The organism is Pseudomonas brassicacearum, from assembly GCF_918698105.1.
Taxonomy (GTDB): Bacteria; Pseudomonadota; Gammaproteobacteria; order Pseudomonadales; family Pseudomonadaceae; genus Aquipseudomonas; species Aquipseudomonas brassicacearum_F.
The window spans coordinates 1-12,348 of the sequence record NZ_CAKKMI010000122.1; the positions used below are offsets into that span (position 1 = coordinate 1).

Genomic DNA, 12,348 nt, shown 5'->3' on the forward strand with positions numbered 1-12,348 from the left:
GCCGTGCCCCTCCCCGCCCCGAGCCTGACCGCCGTACTGTTTGGCCTGAGCGGATGCCTGGTGGATTTCGGCGCGCGCATCCGTCAGCCAGGGGCAGCGCCGGTCGAGCATGCGCAGCCAACACCGGGCGCCCTGGAGAGCTTGCACCACTTGCAGCGCCAGGAAATCCCCTGCGCCTGGCTCGATGAATTGCCGCCTGCCGTCAGCCATGCCTTGGCGGCCTCGTTGCCGGCATGGGTCAAACCGCCGCAACTTCCTGCAACAAATAATCCTTGGCCGGCGCCACATGCCTGCTGGCAGGCGCTGATGGCGCTGAACGTTCAACAATTGGACGGTTGCGTGTTGGTCAGTGGCGAACCCCGGTTGTTGCAGTCAGGGCTCAACGCCGGTTTATGGACCATCGGCCTGGCGTCCTGCGGCTCGCTGTGTGGCCTGGCGCCTGGCGAATGGCAGGCGCTGAGCCAACAGGAACGGGAAACCAAGCGCGCCAAGGCCACCGTGCAATTGTTCGGCCTGGGGGTGCATTCAGTGATCGATCACCTGGGCGAACTCGACACTTGCCTGGCGGACATCAGCCTGCGTCGGCTCAAAGGCGAGAAGCCATGACCGGGATCATGCAGGGAGCACGAGGGTAGATTACTCTTAAGGCAGGTCATGGACTTTTGACCCGGCGTCGCGGTCCATGGCAGTGCCTATCAATAAAGGGAGTACGCCAATGCCTGCCCGCGAATTGCAAGAACAGCTCAACAAACTGCGCGAGCAATTGGAACAGAATCCACCGCTTTCCGAAGTCGAGCGCGCTGACCTGCACTCGCTGATGCAACAGATCGAACTTGAGCTTGAGTTGGAAAACAAAACACAGGACACCAACCTCGCTGACAATGTGAACCTGGCTGTCGAGCGCTTCGAGCTGGAGCACCCCACCCTTGCCGGGACCTTGCGCAACATCGTGCAGACCTTGGGCAACATGGGGATCTGAACCCTTTAAATGCAAAAAGCCCTGCTATCGCTAGCGGGGCTTTTTAGTTTCACGACCTGAAATGCAATCCCCTGTGGGCCCCTGTGGGAGCGAGCTTGCTCGCGATAGCGATGTGTCAGCCAACCTCAATGTGGGATGTGCCGCCCTCATCGCGAGCAAGCTCGCTCCCACAAGAGCTGACTCCCACAAGGGGGATTATTGGCGGACCAGGCGACGGTTCGGCAGTTGGACATCTTCGGTACTGCGATACGGGTTGATATCCAGCCCGCCCCGACGCACATACCGCGCATACACCGTCAGTTTTTCCGGCTTGAGCAACCGCTGCAGGTCGAGAAAGATCCGCTCCACGCACTGCTCATGGAAATCCGAATGCTGGCGGAAGCTGACGATGTAGGCCAGCAGGCTGGCCGGGTCCAGGGCCGCACCGCGATATTCCACCGCCACGCTGCCCCAGTCTGGCTGGCTGGTCACCGGGCAGTTGGACTTGAGCAGGTGGCTGTGCAGGCTTTGCTCGACGATGCGCGAAGCATCGCAACGCAGCAGCTCCGGGCGCGGGTGCGCGTAGGAGTCGACGCTGATGTCCAAATCGTCGATGCAGGCACCGGGCAACGCCACGATGCCTTCACGCTCCACGTCCTTGAGGCTGCGGATCCGCACGCCCACTGCTTTGCCGGCAGCTGCCGACAGGTCCTGGCGCAAGGTCGCTTCCAGGCTCGCGGTATCGGCAAACGGGGTCTGGTTCAAGGAGTTGAGGTACAGCTTGAAGGATTTGGACTCGATGATGTTCGGCGAATCCGCCGGGATCGCGAATTCACCGATGGCCACCACCGGCTTGCCGGACGGCAGCAGCCACGACAGCTCGAAGCAGTTCCAGAAATCCACGCCTTTGTACGGCAGGGTGTCGGCCGTCAGGCCCAGTTCCGCCCATTTCGCGGTGCGCGGGATCGGGAACAGCAGTGACGGTGTGTACGTGGCGATGTATTCGCTGGATTTGCCCAGCGGCGAATGTTCGGCTGCGGGATGCATGACGGAAACCTGACTGAAGAATCAGCCGATTCTATCAGCCTTTGCCGCAGCCTTTGAGTGCTTACTGACTGACTGTCAGGTCGCCCTTCATCCCGGCCTGGTAATGACCGGGGACATTGCAGGCAAATTCCAGTCGGGTAGCCTTGCCAAAAGCCCAGGTCAGCTCGGCGGACTTGCCCGGCTCGACCAGCACGCTGTTAGCGTCGTCGTGGCGCATCATGCCGTCTTTGCCACCATGCTTCATCGAAGCCGGATTCATCGAGGCCGGATTCATCGAGGCCGGATTCATCGAGGCATGGTCCATTCCCGGCTTCATCCCGGTCGGCGTCAACATGCCGCTCTCTTGCATCTTGAGCATTTCCTGCTGGTGCTGGGCGTGCATCGCGGCGTTACCGAGGTTGAATTCGTGCAACAACTGGCCTTTATTGATCAGTACGAACCGCACTGTCTCACCCGCCTTGATATCCAGCGTACCGGGATTGAAGGACATGTCGCCCATCACCACCTCGATGGTGCGACTGGCCTTGGCCGCCGGTGCGGGCTGGCCGAAATCAAAGTGCGCGCCGGGCGATGCCCACAACGAGGTACTCAATACCCACGCAGAGGCGGCCAGGATCAGACGGTTTACCATCAACATGTTCATACTCCGACAAGGTAAGGTTCAACTTGCCCAAGACTCTAGATCGGTGCGGCTGCCAATTGACTGACAGTTGCATTACAACTCTGTCAGGTTACGCCACGGCCATGTTCGCCGCGGTATAACGCCCACGTTCAAACCCTGCCCTGAGCTGCCCATGAAACTGCTGATCGTCGAAGACCAAACCAAAACCGGCCAATACCTGCGCCAGGGCCTGGGCGAAGCCGGGTTCAACGCCGACCTGGTGGCCGATGGCATCACCGGCCAGCAACTGGCCTTGAGCGGTGAATACGCCCTGCTGATCCTCGACGTGATGTTGCCCGGCCGCGATGGTTGGCAGATTTTGCAAGCCGTTCGTGGCGCCGGGCTGGACACTCCGGTGCTGTTTCTCACCGCGCGGGATGCGGTACAGGATCGGGTACACGGCCTGGAGCTGGGCGCCGATGATTACCTGGTCAAGCCCTTTGCCTTTTCCGAGTTGCTGGCACGGGTGCGCAGCCTGTTGCGTCGAGGCAGTTCGACGCAACAGGAAACCAGCCTGCAACTGGCCGACTTGCGCCTGGACCTGATCCGCCGTCGTGTCGAACGCAGCGGCCGGCGCATCGACCTCACCGCCAAGGAATTCGCCTTGCTGGAAATGCTCCTGCGCCGCCAGGGCGAAGTGCTGCCCAAATCGCTGATCGCGTCCCAGGTCTGGGACATGAATTTCGACAGCGACACCAACGTCATCGAAGTGGCGATACGGCGCCTGCGAATCAAGATTGACGATGACTTTCCCAGCAAACTGATCCATACCGTGCGGGGCATGGGCTATGTGCTTGAAGAGCGCAGCCTGTGAGGGGCCGGTGGTCGCTGAGCAGTCGCCTGGCGCTGCTGTTCGCCGCCTGCACCGCCGTGGTGTCGTTGTTCGCCGGGGTGTTGTTCAGCCGTGGCAGCGAGGCACATTTCATCGAGTTGGACCAGCAACTGCTTGAAGGCAAGCTGATCGGCCTGCGCCGGGCCCTGCAAGACCTCGACGCCGAGCAGACCCAGGCTCGCCTGGAAGATGAGCTGAGCCGCCAGGCCGACCTGGCGCTGCGCATCAAGGGCAGCGATGGCGTGCGCTGGTACGACAGCTCGATCCGGATTCCGGCTCAATTGCCAGAGCGCCCCGGCCTGTCGACGCTCAGCGATGCCGACACCGATTACCGGGTGCTGAATGCGCCGTTGTATTCCGATCGGGCCGATTCGCCGCAACTGACCCTGCTGCTGGACATCACCCATCACCAGCACTTCCTGCAACGCATGCAGCGCCTGATCTGGCTGACCGTCGGCCTTTCGGCCCTGGCCACCGCCCTGCTCGGCGCCTGGGCCGCCCGCCGCGCGCTGCGCCCCTTGCGGCGCATGGGCGCCATTGCCGGCAGTGTCTCGGCCCGCTCCCTCAGTGCCCGACTGCCCGAAGAGCAAATGCCCGCCGAACTGGCGGAACTGGCCCACAGCATCAATGCCATGCTCGGACGCCTCGACGATGCGTTTCAGCGGCTCTCAGCGTTTTCTGCCGACATCGCCCATGAGTTGCGCACGCCGCTGTCGAACCTGCTGACCCACACCCAGGTCACCCTCACCCGCGAACGCCCCCTGGAGGATTACCGCGAGGCGTTGCACAGCAATCTCGAAGAGCTGCAATGGATGGCGCAACTGGTCAACGACATGCTGTACCTGGCCAAGGCCGACCACGGCCTGCTGGCCCTCAATCGCGAACCGCTGCAATTGGCCGAAGAAGTGGACGCGCTGCTGGACTTCTTCGCGCCCCTGGCCGAAGACACCAATGTCCGCTTGAGCCGCGAGGGTGATGGCCGCATCGAGGGTGACCGCAACATGCTGCGCCGGGCCCTTTCCAACCTGCTGGACAACGCCCTGCGCTTCACCCCCGTTGACGGCGAAGTGCGGGTGCGGATTGTCGATGAGGCTCAAGGGGTGAACATCAGCGTGGAAAACAGTGGCGAGGGGATTGCAGCGGATTTGCTGCCGCGCCTGTTCGACCGCTTCTACCGCGCCGACCCGGCCCGCCAGGAAGGCAGCAGCGAACACGCAGGGCTCGGACTGGCCATCACCCGCTCGATCATCCGTGCCCATGGCGGGCAGATTCGCTGTGAATCGGCCGATGGCTGGACGCGGTTCCTGATTGAGTTGCCGAAGGGCGATTGAGCCCGACGCCCCTCCCTGTGGCACAGGAACTTATCTGTGGGAGCAAGGCTTGCCCTTCTGCCACAGCGGTCTGTGTCGTATCAGGAATACCGCAACGCCTGCGCCGGTTCGATCTTCGCCGCACGCCACGCCGGATACACGGTGGCGAGGAAGCTCAGGATGAACCCGGCCGAGCAGATCAGCACCACGTCGCCACGCTGCAGCTCAGACGGCAGGTTGCTGACGAAATACACGTCGGAACTGAAGATGTGCTGGCCGCTGACCCGTTCCAGCCAGCCCACCAGCGCACTGACGTTCAGCGCCGCGATCACCCCCAACACGCCACCGATCAGCGTGCCGACAACGCCGATCACCGTGCCCTGGACCATGAAGATCGCCATGATCTGCCGCGGCGTGGCGCCGATGGTGCGCAGGATCGCAATATCAGCGCCTTTGTCGTTCACCACCATGATCAAGGTGGCGATGATGTTGAACGCCGCCACCGCGACGATCATCAGCAACAGCAAGCCGATCATGGTTTTTTCCATTTTCATGGCACTGAACAGGCTGCCCTGGGTGTGGGTCCAGTCGTCGGCCTTGTAGGCCGCGCCAAGGCTGGTGGCGATGTCACCGGAGACCTTTGGCGCCGCGTACAAATCCTTCACCGCCAGGCGCACGCTTTGCACCTGGTTCGGCTGCCAATGCTGCATCTGCGCGGCATCGGCCAGGTGGATCAGCGCCATGGAGCCGTCCAGCTCGGCGCCCACCTTGAACACACCCACCACATTCAGTCGCTGCATCCGTGGGGTGATGCCGCCGGGGGCCGTGCTGACTTCCGGCACGATCAGGGTGATTTTGTCGCCGACGTTCAGGCGAAAACGCCGGGCGGTGATTTCGCCGATCACCACGCCAAACTCCCCGGGCTTCAACGCATCGAGACGCCCCTGGACGATATGCTGGGCGACGATGGACACCTTGCCTTCCTGGGCCGGGTCGACGCCGCTGATCTGGATCGGCTGCATCGAGCCCTTATGGCTCAGCATCCCTTCCATCTCGGTAAACGGCACGGCGGCGGTCACTTCAGGGTTTTTCAGCGCCGCGGCGGCCACCGGCTGCCAATCGTCGATCGGATTGACGCCGACGATAGTGGCGTGGGGCACCATGCCGAGGATGCGCGAGCTCATTTCGCGCTGGAAGCCGTTCATCACCGACAACACCACGATCATCGCCAGCACACCCAGGGCGAGGCCGATCATCGAGGTCATGGAGATGAACGAAACAAAGCGATTGCGGCGCTTGGCGCGGGTATAGCGCGTGCCGATAAAGATCGATAACGGTCTGAACATTCGCGGGGCACCGTATAAAAATAAAAGACCCGGCGTGTGTCGCAAACGCCGGGTTTCGGTCGGTCAGATGGGTGTCAGGCAACCTTCCTGCAAGTGCAGGACGCGGTCCATCTGCCGGGCCAGGTTCATGTCGTGGGTCACCACCAGGAACGCGGTGCGCATCGACGTGCTGAGTTCCAGCATCAAATCCTGGATGCCTTGGGCCGTGTGGGAGTCGAGGTTGCCGGTCGGCTCGTCGAGCATCACCAGGCCAGGCTTGTTGACCAGGGCCCGGGCAATCGCCACGCGCTGGCGCTCACCACCGGACAATTCGGCCGGCTTGTGCTCCAGGCGATGCCCCAGCCCTACCCGCTCCAGCAATGCCGTGGCGCGCTGACGGGCCTCAGGAATCGCCGTGCGACCGATCAACAGCGGCATGCAGACGTTTTCCAGCGCGGTGAACTCGGGCAGCAAATGGTGGAACTGGTAGACGAAACCCAGGGAACGGTTGCGCAGCAAGCCACGGGCCTTCTCGTTCAGCGCCGACAGTTCTTCGCCCGCCAGCCAGACACTGCCGGCGGTCGGCGTATCCAGGCCACCCAGCAGGTTGAGCAAGGTACTTTTGCCCGACCCGGAGGTGCCGACAATCGCCACGCGCTCGCCAGGATGCAACTCCAGTTGCAGGCCCGACAACACCACCACCGACTCCGGACCTTCCTCGTAGGATTTGCCCAGGTTACGGCAGCTCAAGATTGCTTTTTCACTCATGCCCGACTCACTCATAACGTAACGCCTCCGCAGGCTGGGTGCGCGCGGCACGCCAGGCAGGATACAGGGTGGCGAGGAAACTCAGGACCAACGCGGCGCCGCAGACCATCAACACGTCATCGGCCTGCAATTGCGATGGCAGGTAGTCGATGAAGTACACGTCGGCGTTGAGAAACTTGTGCCCGATCAGGCCTTCGAGGGCGGCAATCGCGGCGCTGACATTCAGCGCGGCGAACATCCCGACCAGGGCGCCGACGAACGTACCGATCACGCCGATGACCGTGCCCTGGACCATGAAGATCCGCATGATCTGCCCCGGCGTGGCGCCGAGGGTACGCAGGATGGCGATGTCGCCCTTCTTGTCGTTCACCACCATCACCAGCGTGGAGATGATGTTGAACGCCGCCACGGCAACGATCAGCAACAGCAGCAGGCCGATCATGGCTTTTTCCATGCGGATCGCCTGGTACAGGTTGCCGTGGGTGCGGGTCCAGTCCCGGGCGTAGTAGCGGTCTTCGCCGAGCTGCTGGGCGATGGTCCACGCAACGCGCGGGGCCTGGAACAGGTCGTCGAACTTCAACCGCAGGCCCTGGACCTGGTCCGGCTTCCAGCGATGCAGGCGCGCCAAGTCCTGGAGGTTGGTGACGCCCAGGTAACCGTCCAGCTCGCCGGCGCCAACATGGAAAATGCCGACCACGGTAAAGCGTTTCATGCGCGGGAACATGCCGCCCGGGGTCACAGTGACCTCCGGGGCGACGAAGGTCAGCTTGTCGCCGATGGCCACGCCGAGCTTGGCCGCGGCCTTGTCGCCGATGACGATGCCGAAACTGCCTGGCGCCAGGTCATCGAGTTTTCCCTGTTGCATAAAGTTGTCGATGATCGACACCTGCCGCTCAAGCCCGGGGTCGATGCCATTGAGCAAGACCTTGGACACCTTGCCGTCGTGGGTCAGCAGCCCCTGCATCTGGGTGAACGGCGCCACGGCCAGCACCTGCGGGTTCTGCTTGACCTTGGCCGCCAGGCTCGGCCAATCGCTGATGGCTTCGCCGGATTCGAGGGTCGCGTGGGGCACCATGCCCAGCACGCGGGTGCGCATCTCATGGTCGAAACCGTTCATCACCGAGAGCACGACGATCATCACGACCACGCCAAGGGCCAGCCCGATGATGGACGTCAGGGAAATGAACGATACGAAATGATTGCGACGCTTTGCACGGGTATAACGCGTGCCTATAAATACGAAGAGAGGTCTGAACATGTCGGGGCTTGTTCGGAGGGAAAAGGAACGTCCTTGTGGCGGGGGTCACAAACCAGCTTTACACTCAGACCACCGCCGCTACCATGGGTTCGCCATGTCGACATTAGATGAAGAAGATCGCCGCGAATACTACCGTATCGAGGACACGATCGCACTGGAAATTCGGCCCCTGTCCATTCCTGAAGCTGCTGGCCAGGAAGTGTTGCAGGATGCTTCTCCATTGTTCAATCTGCTCAGTGAATTGCACCTGAGCGAATTCGAGTCACAGCACCTGCTGCGCCAGATCAGCGAGCGCGAACGCAGCATCGTGGCGTACCTCAAGACAATGAACAAACGCATCGACCTGCTCAGCCAGGTCATCGCCCTGACGGTGCTCGGTGAAATCGGCGAGCCGCAGCCGGTGATCATTTCCGAAGGCGGCATCGACTTCCAATACCCCACGCCGATCGCCGTCGGCGCCCACTTGTCGATCAAGCTGGTGCTGATGCCGCAAGCCCTCGGCTTGCTGCTGCGGGCGCGGGTCACCCACTGCGACCCCAAGGGCGACGGCTACGACGTCGGCACCGAGTTCGAACGCCCGACCGACGCCCAGCGCCAGTTGCTGGCCCGCTACATCCTGCAGAAACAGGCGCAAGAGCGTCGCCTGGCCCGGGAACAGAACGACTCAGGTATCAATAAGGAAGAACCGTGACCCTCATTTATGGCCACCGCGGCGCCAAGGGCGAAGCACCGGAAAATACCCTGACCGGCTTTCAGGAGTGCCTCAAGCACGGCGTACGCCGCTGCGAGCTGGACCTGCACCTTTCGATGGACGGCGAGTTGATGGTGATCCACGACCCGACCCTCAAGCGCACCACCGATCGCCGGGGCAAGGTGGTCGAGCATACCGCCGCCGAGCTGGTGACCTACGATGCGCGCAAGGGTGGCCCGGGCTGGATCAAGCCGTGCCCGATCCCACGCCTGGAGGAGCTGTTCGAGAAGTGTGATTTCGAGCACTGGCAACTGGAGGTCAAGAGCGCCTCGCGCACCCGCGCCGCCGCCACGGTGCTGGGCATCCGCGAAATGGCCCAGCGTTTCGGGCTGCTGGACAAGATCACCATCACGTCCAGTTCCCGGGAAGTGCTCAAGGCCGCCCTGGACCTGACCCCGGACATCTCCCGCGGACTGGTGGCCGAATACGCCTGGCTCGACCCGTTGAAGGTCGCCCAGAGCTACGGCTGCGAGATTCTGGCGCTGAACTGGACCCTGTGCACGCCGGAGCGCCTGGTCAAGGCGCAGCGCCAGGGGCTGCATGTGTCGGTGTGGACCGTCAACGAGCCCGCGCTGATGCGCAGGCTCGCCGACTTTGGCGCTGACAGCCTGATTACAGACTTTCCCGGTTTGGCCACTGCCACCCTCGAGAATTGCTGAAATCGGTCTCCCCGGCCGGCTCAGGCCACCGGCCGGAGCCGCTCAAAAAAGCCGGTTGAGCCCGTCATAGGCCGCTACCCGATAGGCTTCGGCCATGGTCGGGTAGTTGAACGTGGTGTTGACGAAGTACTTCAACGTGTTCAATTCGCCCGGCTGGTTCATGATCGCCTGGCCGATGTGCACGATCTCCGAGGCCTGGTAGCCGAAGCAGTGCACGCCCAGCACTTCCAGGGTCTCGCGGTGGAACAGGATCTTCAGCATGCCTTGCGGCTCGCCAGCGATCTGCGCCCGCGCCATGCTCTTGAAGAAGGCCTTGCCCACTTCGTACGGCACTTTGGCCTGGGTCAGCTCCTGCTCGTTCTTGCCGATCGAGCTGATCTCCGGAATGGTGTAGATGCCGGTCGGGACGTCGTTGACGAAGCGCCAGCTGCCGTTGTCGACAATGCTGCCGGCGGCCGAACGGCCCTGGTCGTGGGCGGCACTGGCCAGGCTCGGCCAACCGATCACGTCACCGGCACCGTAGATGTTCGGCACGCACGTGCGGTAGTTTTCGTCGACTTCGATCTGGCCGCGGCTGTTGACCTTCACGCCGATGTTTTCCAGGCCCAGGGTGTCGGTGTTGCCGGTACGGCCGTTGCACCAGAGCAAGGCGTCGGCCTTGATCTTCTTGCCGGACTTGAGGTGCAGGATCACGCCATTGTCGACGCCTTCGACGCGGTCGTAGTCTTCGTTGTGGCGCACGGTGATGTTGTTGTTGCTGAAGTGATAGCTCAGGGCCTGGGAGATTTCCGAGTCCAGGAAGCTCAGCAACTGGCCGCGGTTATCCACCAGTTCCACCAGCACACCCAGGCCGCTGAAGATCGAGGCGTATTCGCAACCGATCACGCCAGCGCCGTAGACGATGAGCTTACGCGGGGTGTGACCCAGGCTCAGGATGGTGTCGCTATCGTAGATACGTGCGTGGTTGAAATCGATGTCGGCCGGGCGATACGGGCGCGAACCGGTGGCGATGATGATGTGCTTGGCCACCAGCTTCTCGACCACGCCATTGCCGCAGACCACTTCGACCGTCTGCTCATCGGCAAAGCTGCCGGTGCCGAAGAACACGTCAACGCGATTGCGGGCGTAGTAGCCGGTGCGCGAGGCCACCTGCTTGGAGATCACCTTCTCGGCGCTCTTGAGCACGTCCGGGAAGGAGAACCAGCGCGGTTCGCCGATGGCCCGGAACATCGGGTTGGTGTTGAACTGCATGATCTGCCGGACCGAGTGACGCAAGGCCTTGGACGGGATGGTCCCCAAGTGGGTGCAGTTGCCGCCGACCTGCCGACGGCTGTCGACCATCGCCACCTTGCGCCCTGCCTTGGCCGCGTTCATTGCCGCGCCTTCCCCCGCCGGGCCGGAGCCCAGTACCACCACGTCGTAGTTGTAGACAGCCATGCGTACTCCTCAGAACAGGCCGTGGCGCCTCACTTGGCACCGACGGCTAAATCATGCCGGCCGGCGGCATGAAGGAACAATTTGGGGCCGGTTCACGAGCCCGGCCACAGTCTATAGAAGCGTCAACGCCGCGCACATTACCCCTTGGTCGCGTCGTAGGCTAGTTTTGCCTGTGCTATTTCGCCACAGGTAACCTTTCACAGCGCTGTCATCATTGGGGTTTTCCGCTGCTGATCCGTTCAAACGCATCGTTGGTACGTGTGACAAAGCCATTGCCATCGCGCAACACGAAAAATACCCCGACGCCATGCTTTTCGGCATAGTCCCAACCCCGTTCAGGACCGAGAATCAGCAACAGCGTCGATAGTCCATCGGCCATCAACGCTGAAGGATGAATCACCGTGACTGACGCCAGGTTATGTAGGACCGGCGCACCAGTACGTGCATCAAAGGTGTGGGAATAACGCCTGCCGCCCTGTTCGAAATATTTACGGTAGTCGCCCGAGGTGGAAACCCCGTAGCCGTTGACCTCGATGACACGCTCGGCCACTTGCCGGTCGTCCCGGGGCTCTTCCAGGGCAATACGCCAGGCCGAACCATCGGGCTTGTGCCCTGCGGCCTTGAGTTCACCGGTAGCTTCGGCCAGGTAACTGTCGATGCCCAGGGCCTGGAGCCTGGCGGCGATGCGGTCGACGGCATAGCCTGCGGCGATACTGTTGAAGTCGACTTCCACCGCGGCGTCCTTGCACAACCGATCACCCTCGATGCGCAAATGACCATGGCCGACGCGCTGGCGCACCAAGGTCAAGGCTTCAGCGGTCGGTACTTTTTCTTCCCGGGACTGGGGACCGAAGCCCCACAGGTTCAGCAGCGGCTCCACGGTCAGGTCGAAGGAGCCGTCGCTTTGAACCGACAACTGCTCACCCACGCGGACCAACGCCAGGACCGGGCCAGGCATGACCTGACAGCGGTTGGCCGGCAGCGCGTTGAAACGCTCGATGTCCGAGTCGCTGCGATAGGTCGAGAGTTGCCGGTCCACTTCGGCGAGGATGCTTTCCACTTCGGCCTGCACCGTTTTCACAGCGGGCCCGGCGGGATGTCTGACGTACTGAATGGAATAGTGACTGCCCATGGTCGGGCCGTCGAAGCGCTCCAGGGTGTCGCCGCTGCCGCAACCTGACAACACGCCGGCCAGCACCATAAGCCCAATCCATCGTCCAGTTAACAAATCTTCATCTCCCCTCAAAACCGCGCCGGCCATTATGAACTCCAGCGCATGCAAAAACCCCTGTGGGAGCGAGCTTGCTCGCGATAGCGGTGGAACAGCCAGCATCAATATGAC

The 12,348-nt window shown here is 62.2% G+C and carries 13 protein-coding genes; 6 read left to right on the forward strand and 7 right to left on the reverse strand.

The genetic code is table 11. The features are described from left to right. Positions 1-3: 3 nt before the first annotated feature. Together LQ215_RS28135 and LQ215_RS28140 are read left to right on the forward strand one after the other, a co-directional pair. Positions 4-606, forward strand: coding sequence for an HAD family phosphatase (locus tag LQ215_RS28135; RefSeq protein ID WP_230153542.1), 603 nt, complete (start codon positions 4-6; stop codon positions 604-606). A gap of 109 nt (positions 607-715) precedes the next feature. Further along, complete coding sequence (locus LQ215_RS28140) at positions 716-979, forward strand: DUF4404 family protein (protein ID WP_230153534.1); 264 nt, start codon at positions 716-718, stop codon at positions 977-979. A gap of 195 nt (positions 980-1,174) precedes the next feature. Here the strand turns inward: LQ215_RS28140 and queF are convergent, their stop codons facing one another. After that, positions 1,175-2,005, reverse strand: coding sequence for an NADPH-dependent 7-cyano-7-deazaguanine reductase QueF (gene queF, locus LQ215_RS28145; RefSeq protein ID WP_230153535.1), 831 nt, complete (start codon positions 2,003-2,005; stop codon positions 1,175-1,177). A gap of 61 nt (positions 2,006-2,066) precedes the next feature. Beyond that, entirely contained in the window at positions 2,067-2,642 is a 576-nt protein-coding gene (gene copI / locus LQ215_RS28150; protein ID WP_230153536.1) for a copper-resistant cuproprotein CopI, read from the reverse strand. A gap of 157 nt (positions 2,643-2,799) precedes the next feature. Here copI and LQ215_RS28155 point away from each other — a divergent pair, with 157 nt between their 5' ends. Together LQ215_RS28155 and LQ215_RS28160 are read left to right on the forward strand one after the other, a co-directional pair. Next, positions 2,800-3,480, forward strand: coding sequence for a heavy metal response regulator transcription factor (locus tag LQ215_RS28155; protein ID WP_003199682.1), 681 nt, complete (start codon positions 2,800-2,802; stop codon positions 3,478-3,480). Further along, the gene (locus LQ215_RS28160) at positions 3,477-4,829 is read left to right on the forward strand and encodes a heavy metal sensor histidine kinase (RefSeq protein WP_230153537.1); all 1,353 of its coding nucleotides are present in this window, start codon (positions 3,477-3,479) and stop codon (positions 4,827-4,829) included. The genes LQ215_RS28155 and LQ215_RS28160 overlap by 4 nt, the downstream gene beginning before the upstream one ends. An 80-nt stretch (positions 4,830-4,909) precedes the next feature. On the opposite strand, the gene LQ215_RS28165 is transcribed toward LQ215_RS28160, so the two are convergent. From LQ215_RS28165 to LQ215_RS28175, 3 genes are all read right to left on the reverse strand, one after another. Continuing rightward, complete coding sequence (locus tag LQ215_RS28165; protein ID WP_230153538.1) at positions 4,910-6,154, reverse strand: lipoprotein-releasing ABC transporter permease subunit; 1,245 nt, start codon at positions 6,152-6,154, stop codon at positions 4,910-4,912. A 63-nt stretch (positions 6,155-6,217) separates the two neighbouring features. Next, positions 6,218-6,901, reverse strand: a complete 684-nt coding sequence (gene lolD, locus LQ215_RS28170; RefSeq protein ID WP_162843734.1) for a lipoprotein-releasing ABC transporter ATP-binding protein LolD — start codon at positions 6,899-6,901, stop codon at positions 6,218-6,220. 7 nt (positions 6,902-6,908) lie between these two features. Continuing rightward, positions 6,909-8,159 carry a lipoprotein-releasing ABC transporter permease subunit gene (locus tag LQ215_RS28175; protein ID WP_230153539.1) on the reverse strand — a complete coding sequence of 417 codons (1,251 nt, stop codon included), beginning with the start codon at positions 8,157-8,159 and terminating at the stop codon, positions 6,909-6,911. A gap of 94 nt (positions 8,160-8,253) precedes the next feature. Between LQ215_RS28175 and LQ215_RS28180 the strand changes: the two genes are divergently transcribed. Further along, complete coding sequence (locus tag LQ215_RS28180; protein ID WP_230153540.1) at positions 8,254-8,850, forward strand: PilZ domain-containing protein; 597 nt, start codon at positions 8,254-8,256, stop codon at positions 8,848-8,850. Next, on the forward strand, positions 8,847-9,569 hold the full coding sequence (locus LQ215_RS28185) for a glycerophosphodiester phosphodiesterase (protein WP_018604880.1): 723 nt from the start codon (positions 8,847-8,849) through the stop codon (positions 9,567-9,569). Before LQ215_RS28180 ends, LQ215_RS28185 begins: the two co-directional genes overlap by 4 nt. A 42-nt stretch (positions 9,570-9,611) precedes the next feature. On the opposite strand, the gene sthA is transcribed toward LQ215_RS28185, so the two are convergent. Beyond that, positions 9,612-11,006 (reverse strand): Si-specific NAD(P)(+) transhydrogenase, encoded by a 1,395-nt coding sequence (gene sthA / locus LQ215_RS28190; RefSeq protein ID WP_003183399.1) that lies wholly within the window; start codon positions 11,004-11,006, stop codon positions 9,612-9,614. 211 nt (positions 11,007-11,217) lie between these two features. Further along, a complete protein-coding gene (locus LQ215_RS28195) occupies positions 11,218-12,207 on the reverse strand; it encodes an FAD:protein FMN transferase (protein WP_230153541.1) in 990 nt (329 codons plus the stop codon). Between the last annotated feature and the right edge of the window lie 141 nt (positions 12,208-12,348).

What these genes read in the sequence shown, in the direction of transcription:
- LQ215_RS28140 (WP_230153534.1), top strand. Translation starts at nt 716, where the DNA reads ATGCCTGCCCGCGAATTGCAAGAACAGCTCAACAAACTGCGCGAGCAA.
- queF (WP_230153535.1), bottom strand. Translation starts at nt 2,005, where the DNA reads ATGCATCCCGCAGCCGAACATTCGCCGCTGGGCAAATCCAGCGAATAC.
- copI (WP_230153536.1), bottom strand. Translation starts at nt 2,642, where the DNA reads ATGTTGATGGTAAACCGTCTGATCCTGGCCGCCTCTGCGTGGGTATTG.
- LQ215_RS28155 (WP_003199682.1), top strand. Translation starts at nt 2,800, where the DNA reads ATGAAACTGCTGATCGTCGAAGACCAAACCAAAACCGGCCAATACCTG.
- LQ215_RS28165 (WP_230153538.1), bottom strand. Translation starts at nt 6,154, where the DNA reads ATGTTCAGACCGTTATCGATCTTTATCGGCACGCGCTATACCCGCGCC.
- lolD (WP_162843734.1), bottom strand. Translation starts at nt 6,901, where the DNA reads ATGAGTGAAAAAGCAATCTTGAGCTGCCGTAACCTGGGCAAATCCTAC.
- LQ215_RS28175 (WP_230153539.1), bottom strand. Translation starts at nt 8,159, where the DNA reads ATGTTCAGACCTCTCTTCGTATTTATAGGCACGCGTTATACCCGTGCA.
- LQ215_RS28180 (WP_230153540.1), top strand. Translation starts at nt 8,254, where the DNA reads ATGTCGACATTAGATGAAGAAGATCGCCGCGAATACTACCGTATCGAG.
- sthA (WP_003183399.1), bottom strand. Translation starts at nt 11,006, where the DNA reads ATGGCTGTCTACAACTACGACGTGGTGGTACTGGGCTCCGGCCCGGCG.
- LQ215_RS28195 (WP_230153541.1), bottom strand. Translation starts at nt 12,207, where the DNA reads ATGGTGCTGGCCGGCGTGTTGTCAGGTTGCGGCAGCGGCGACACCCTG.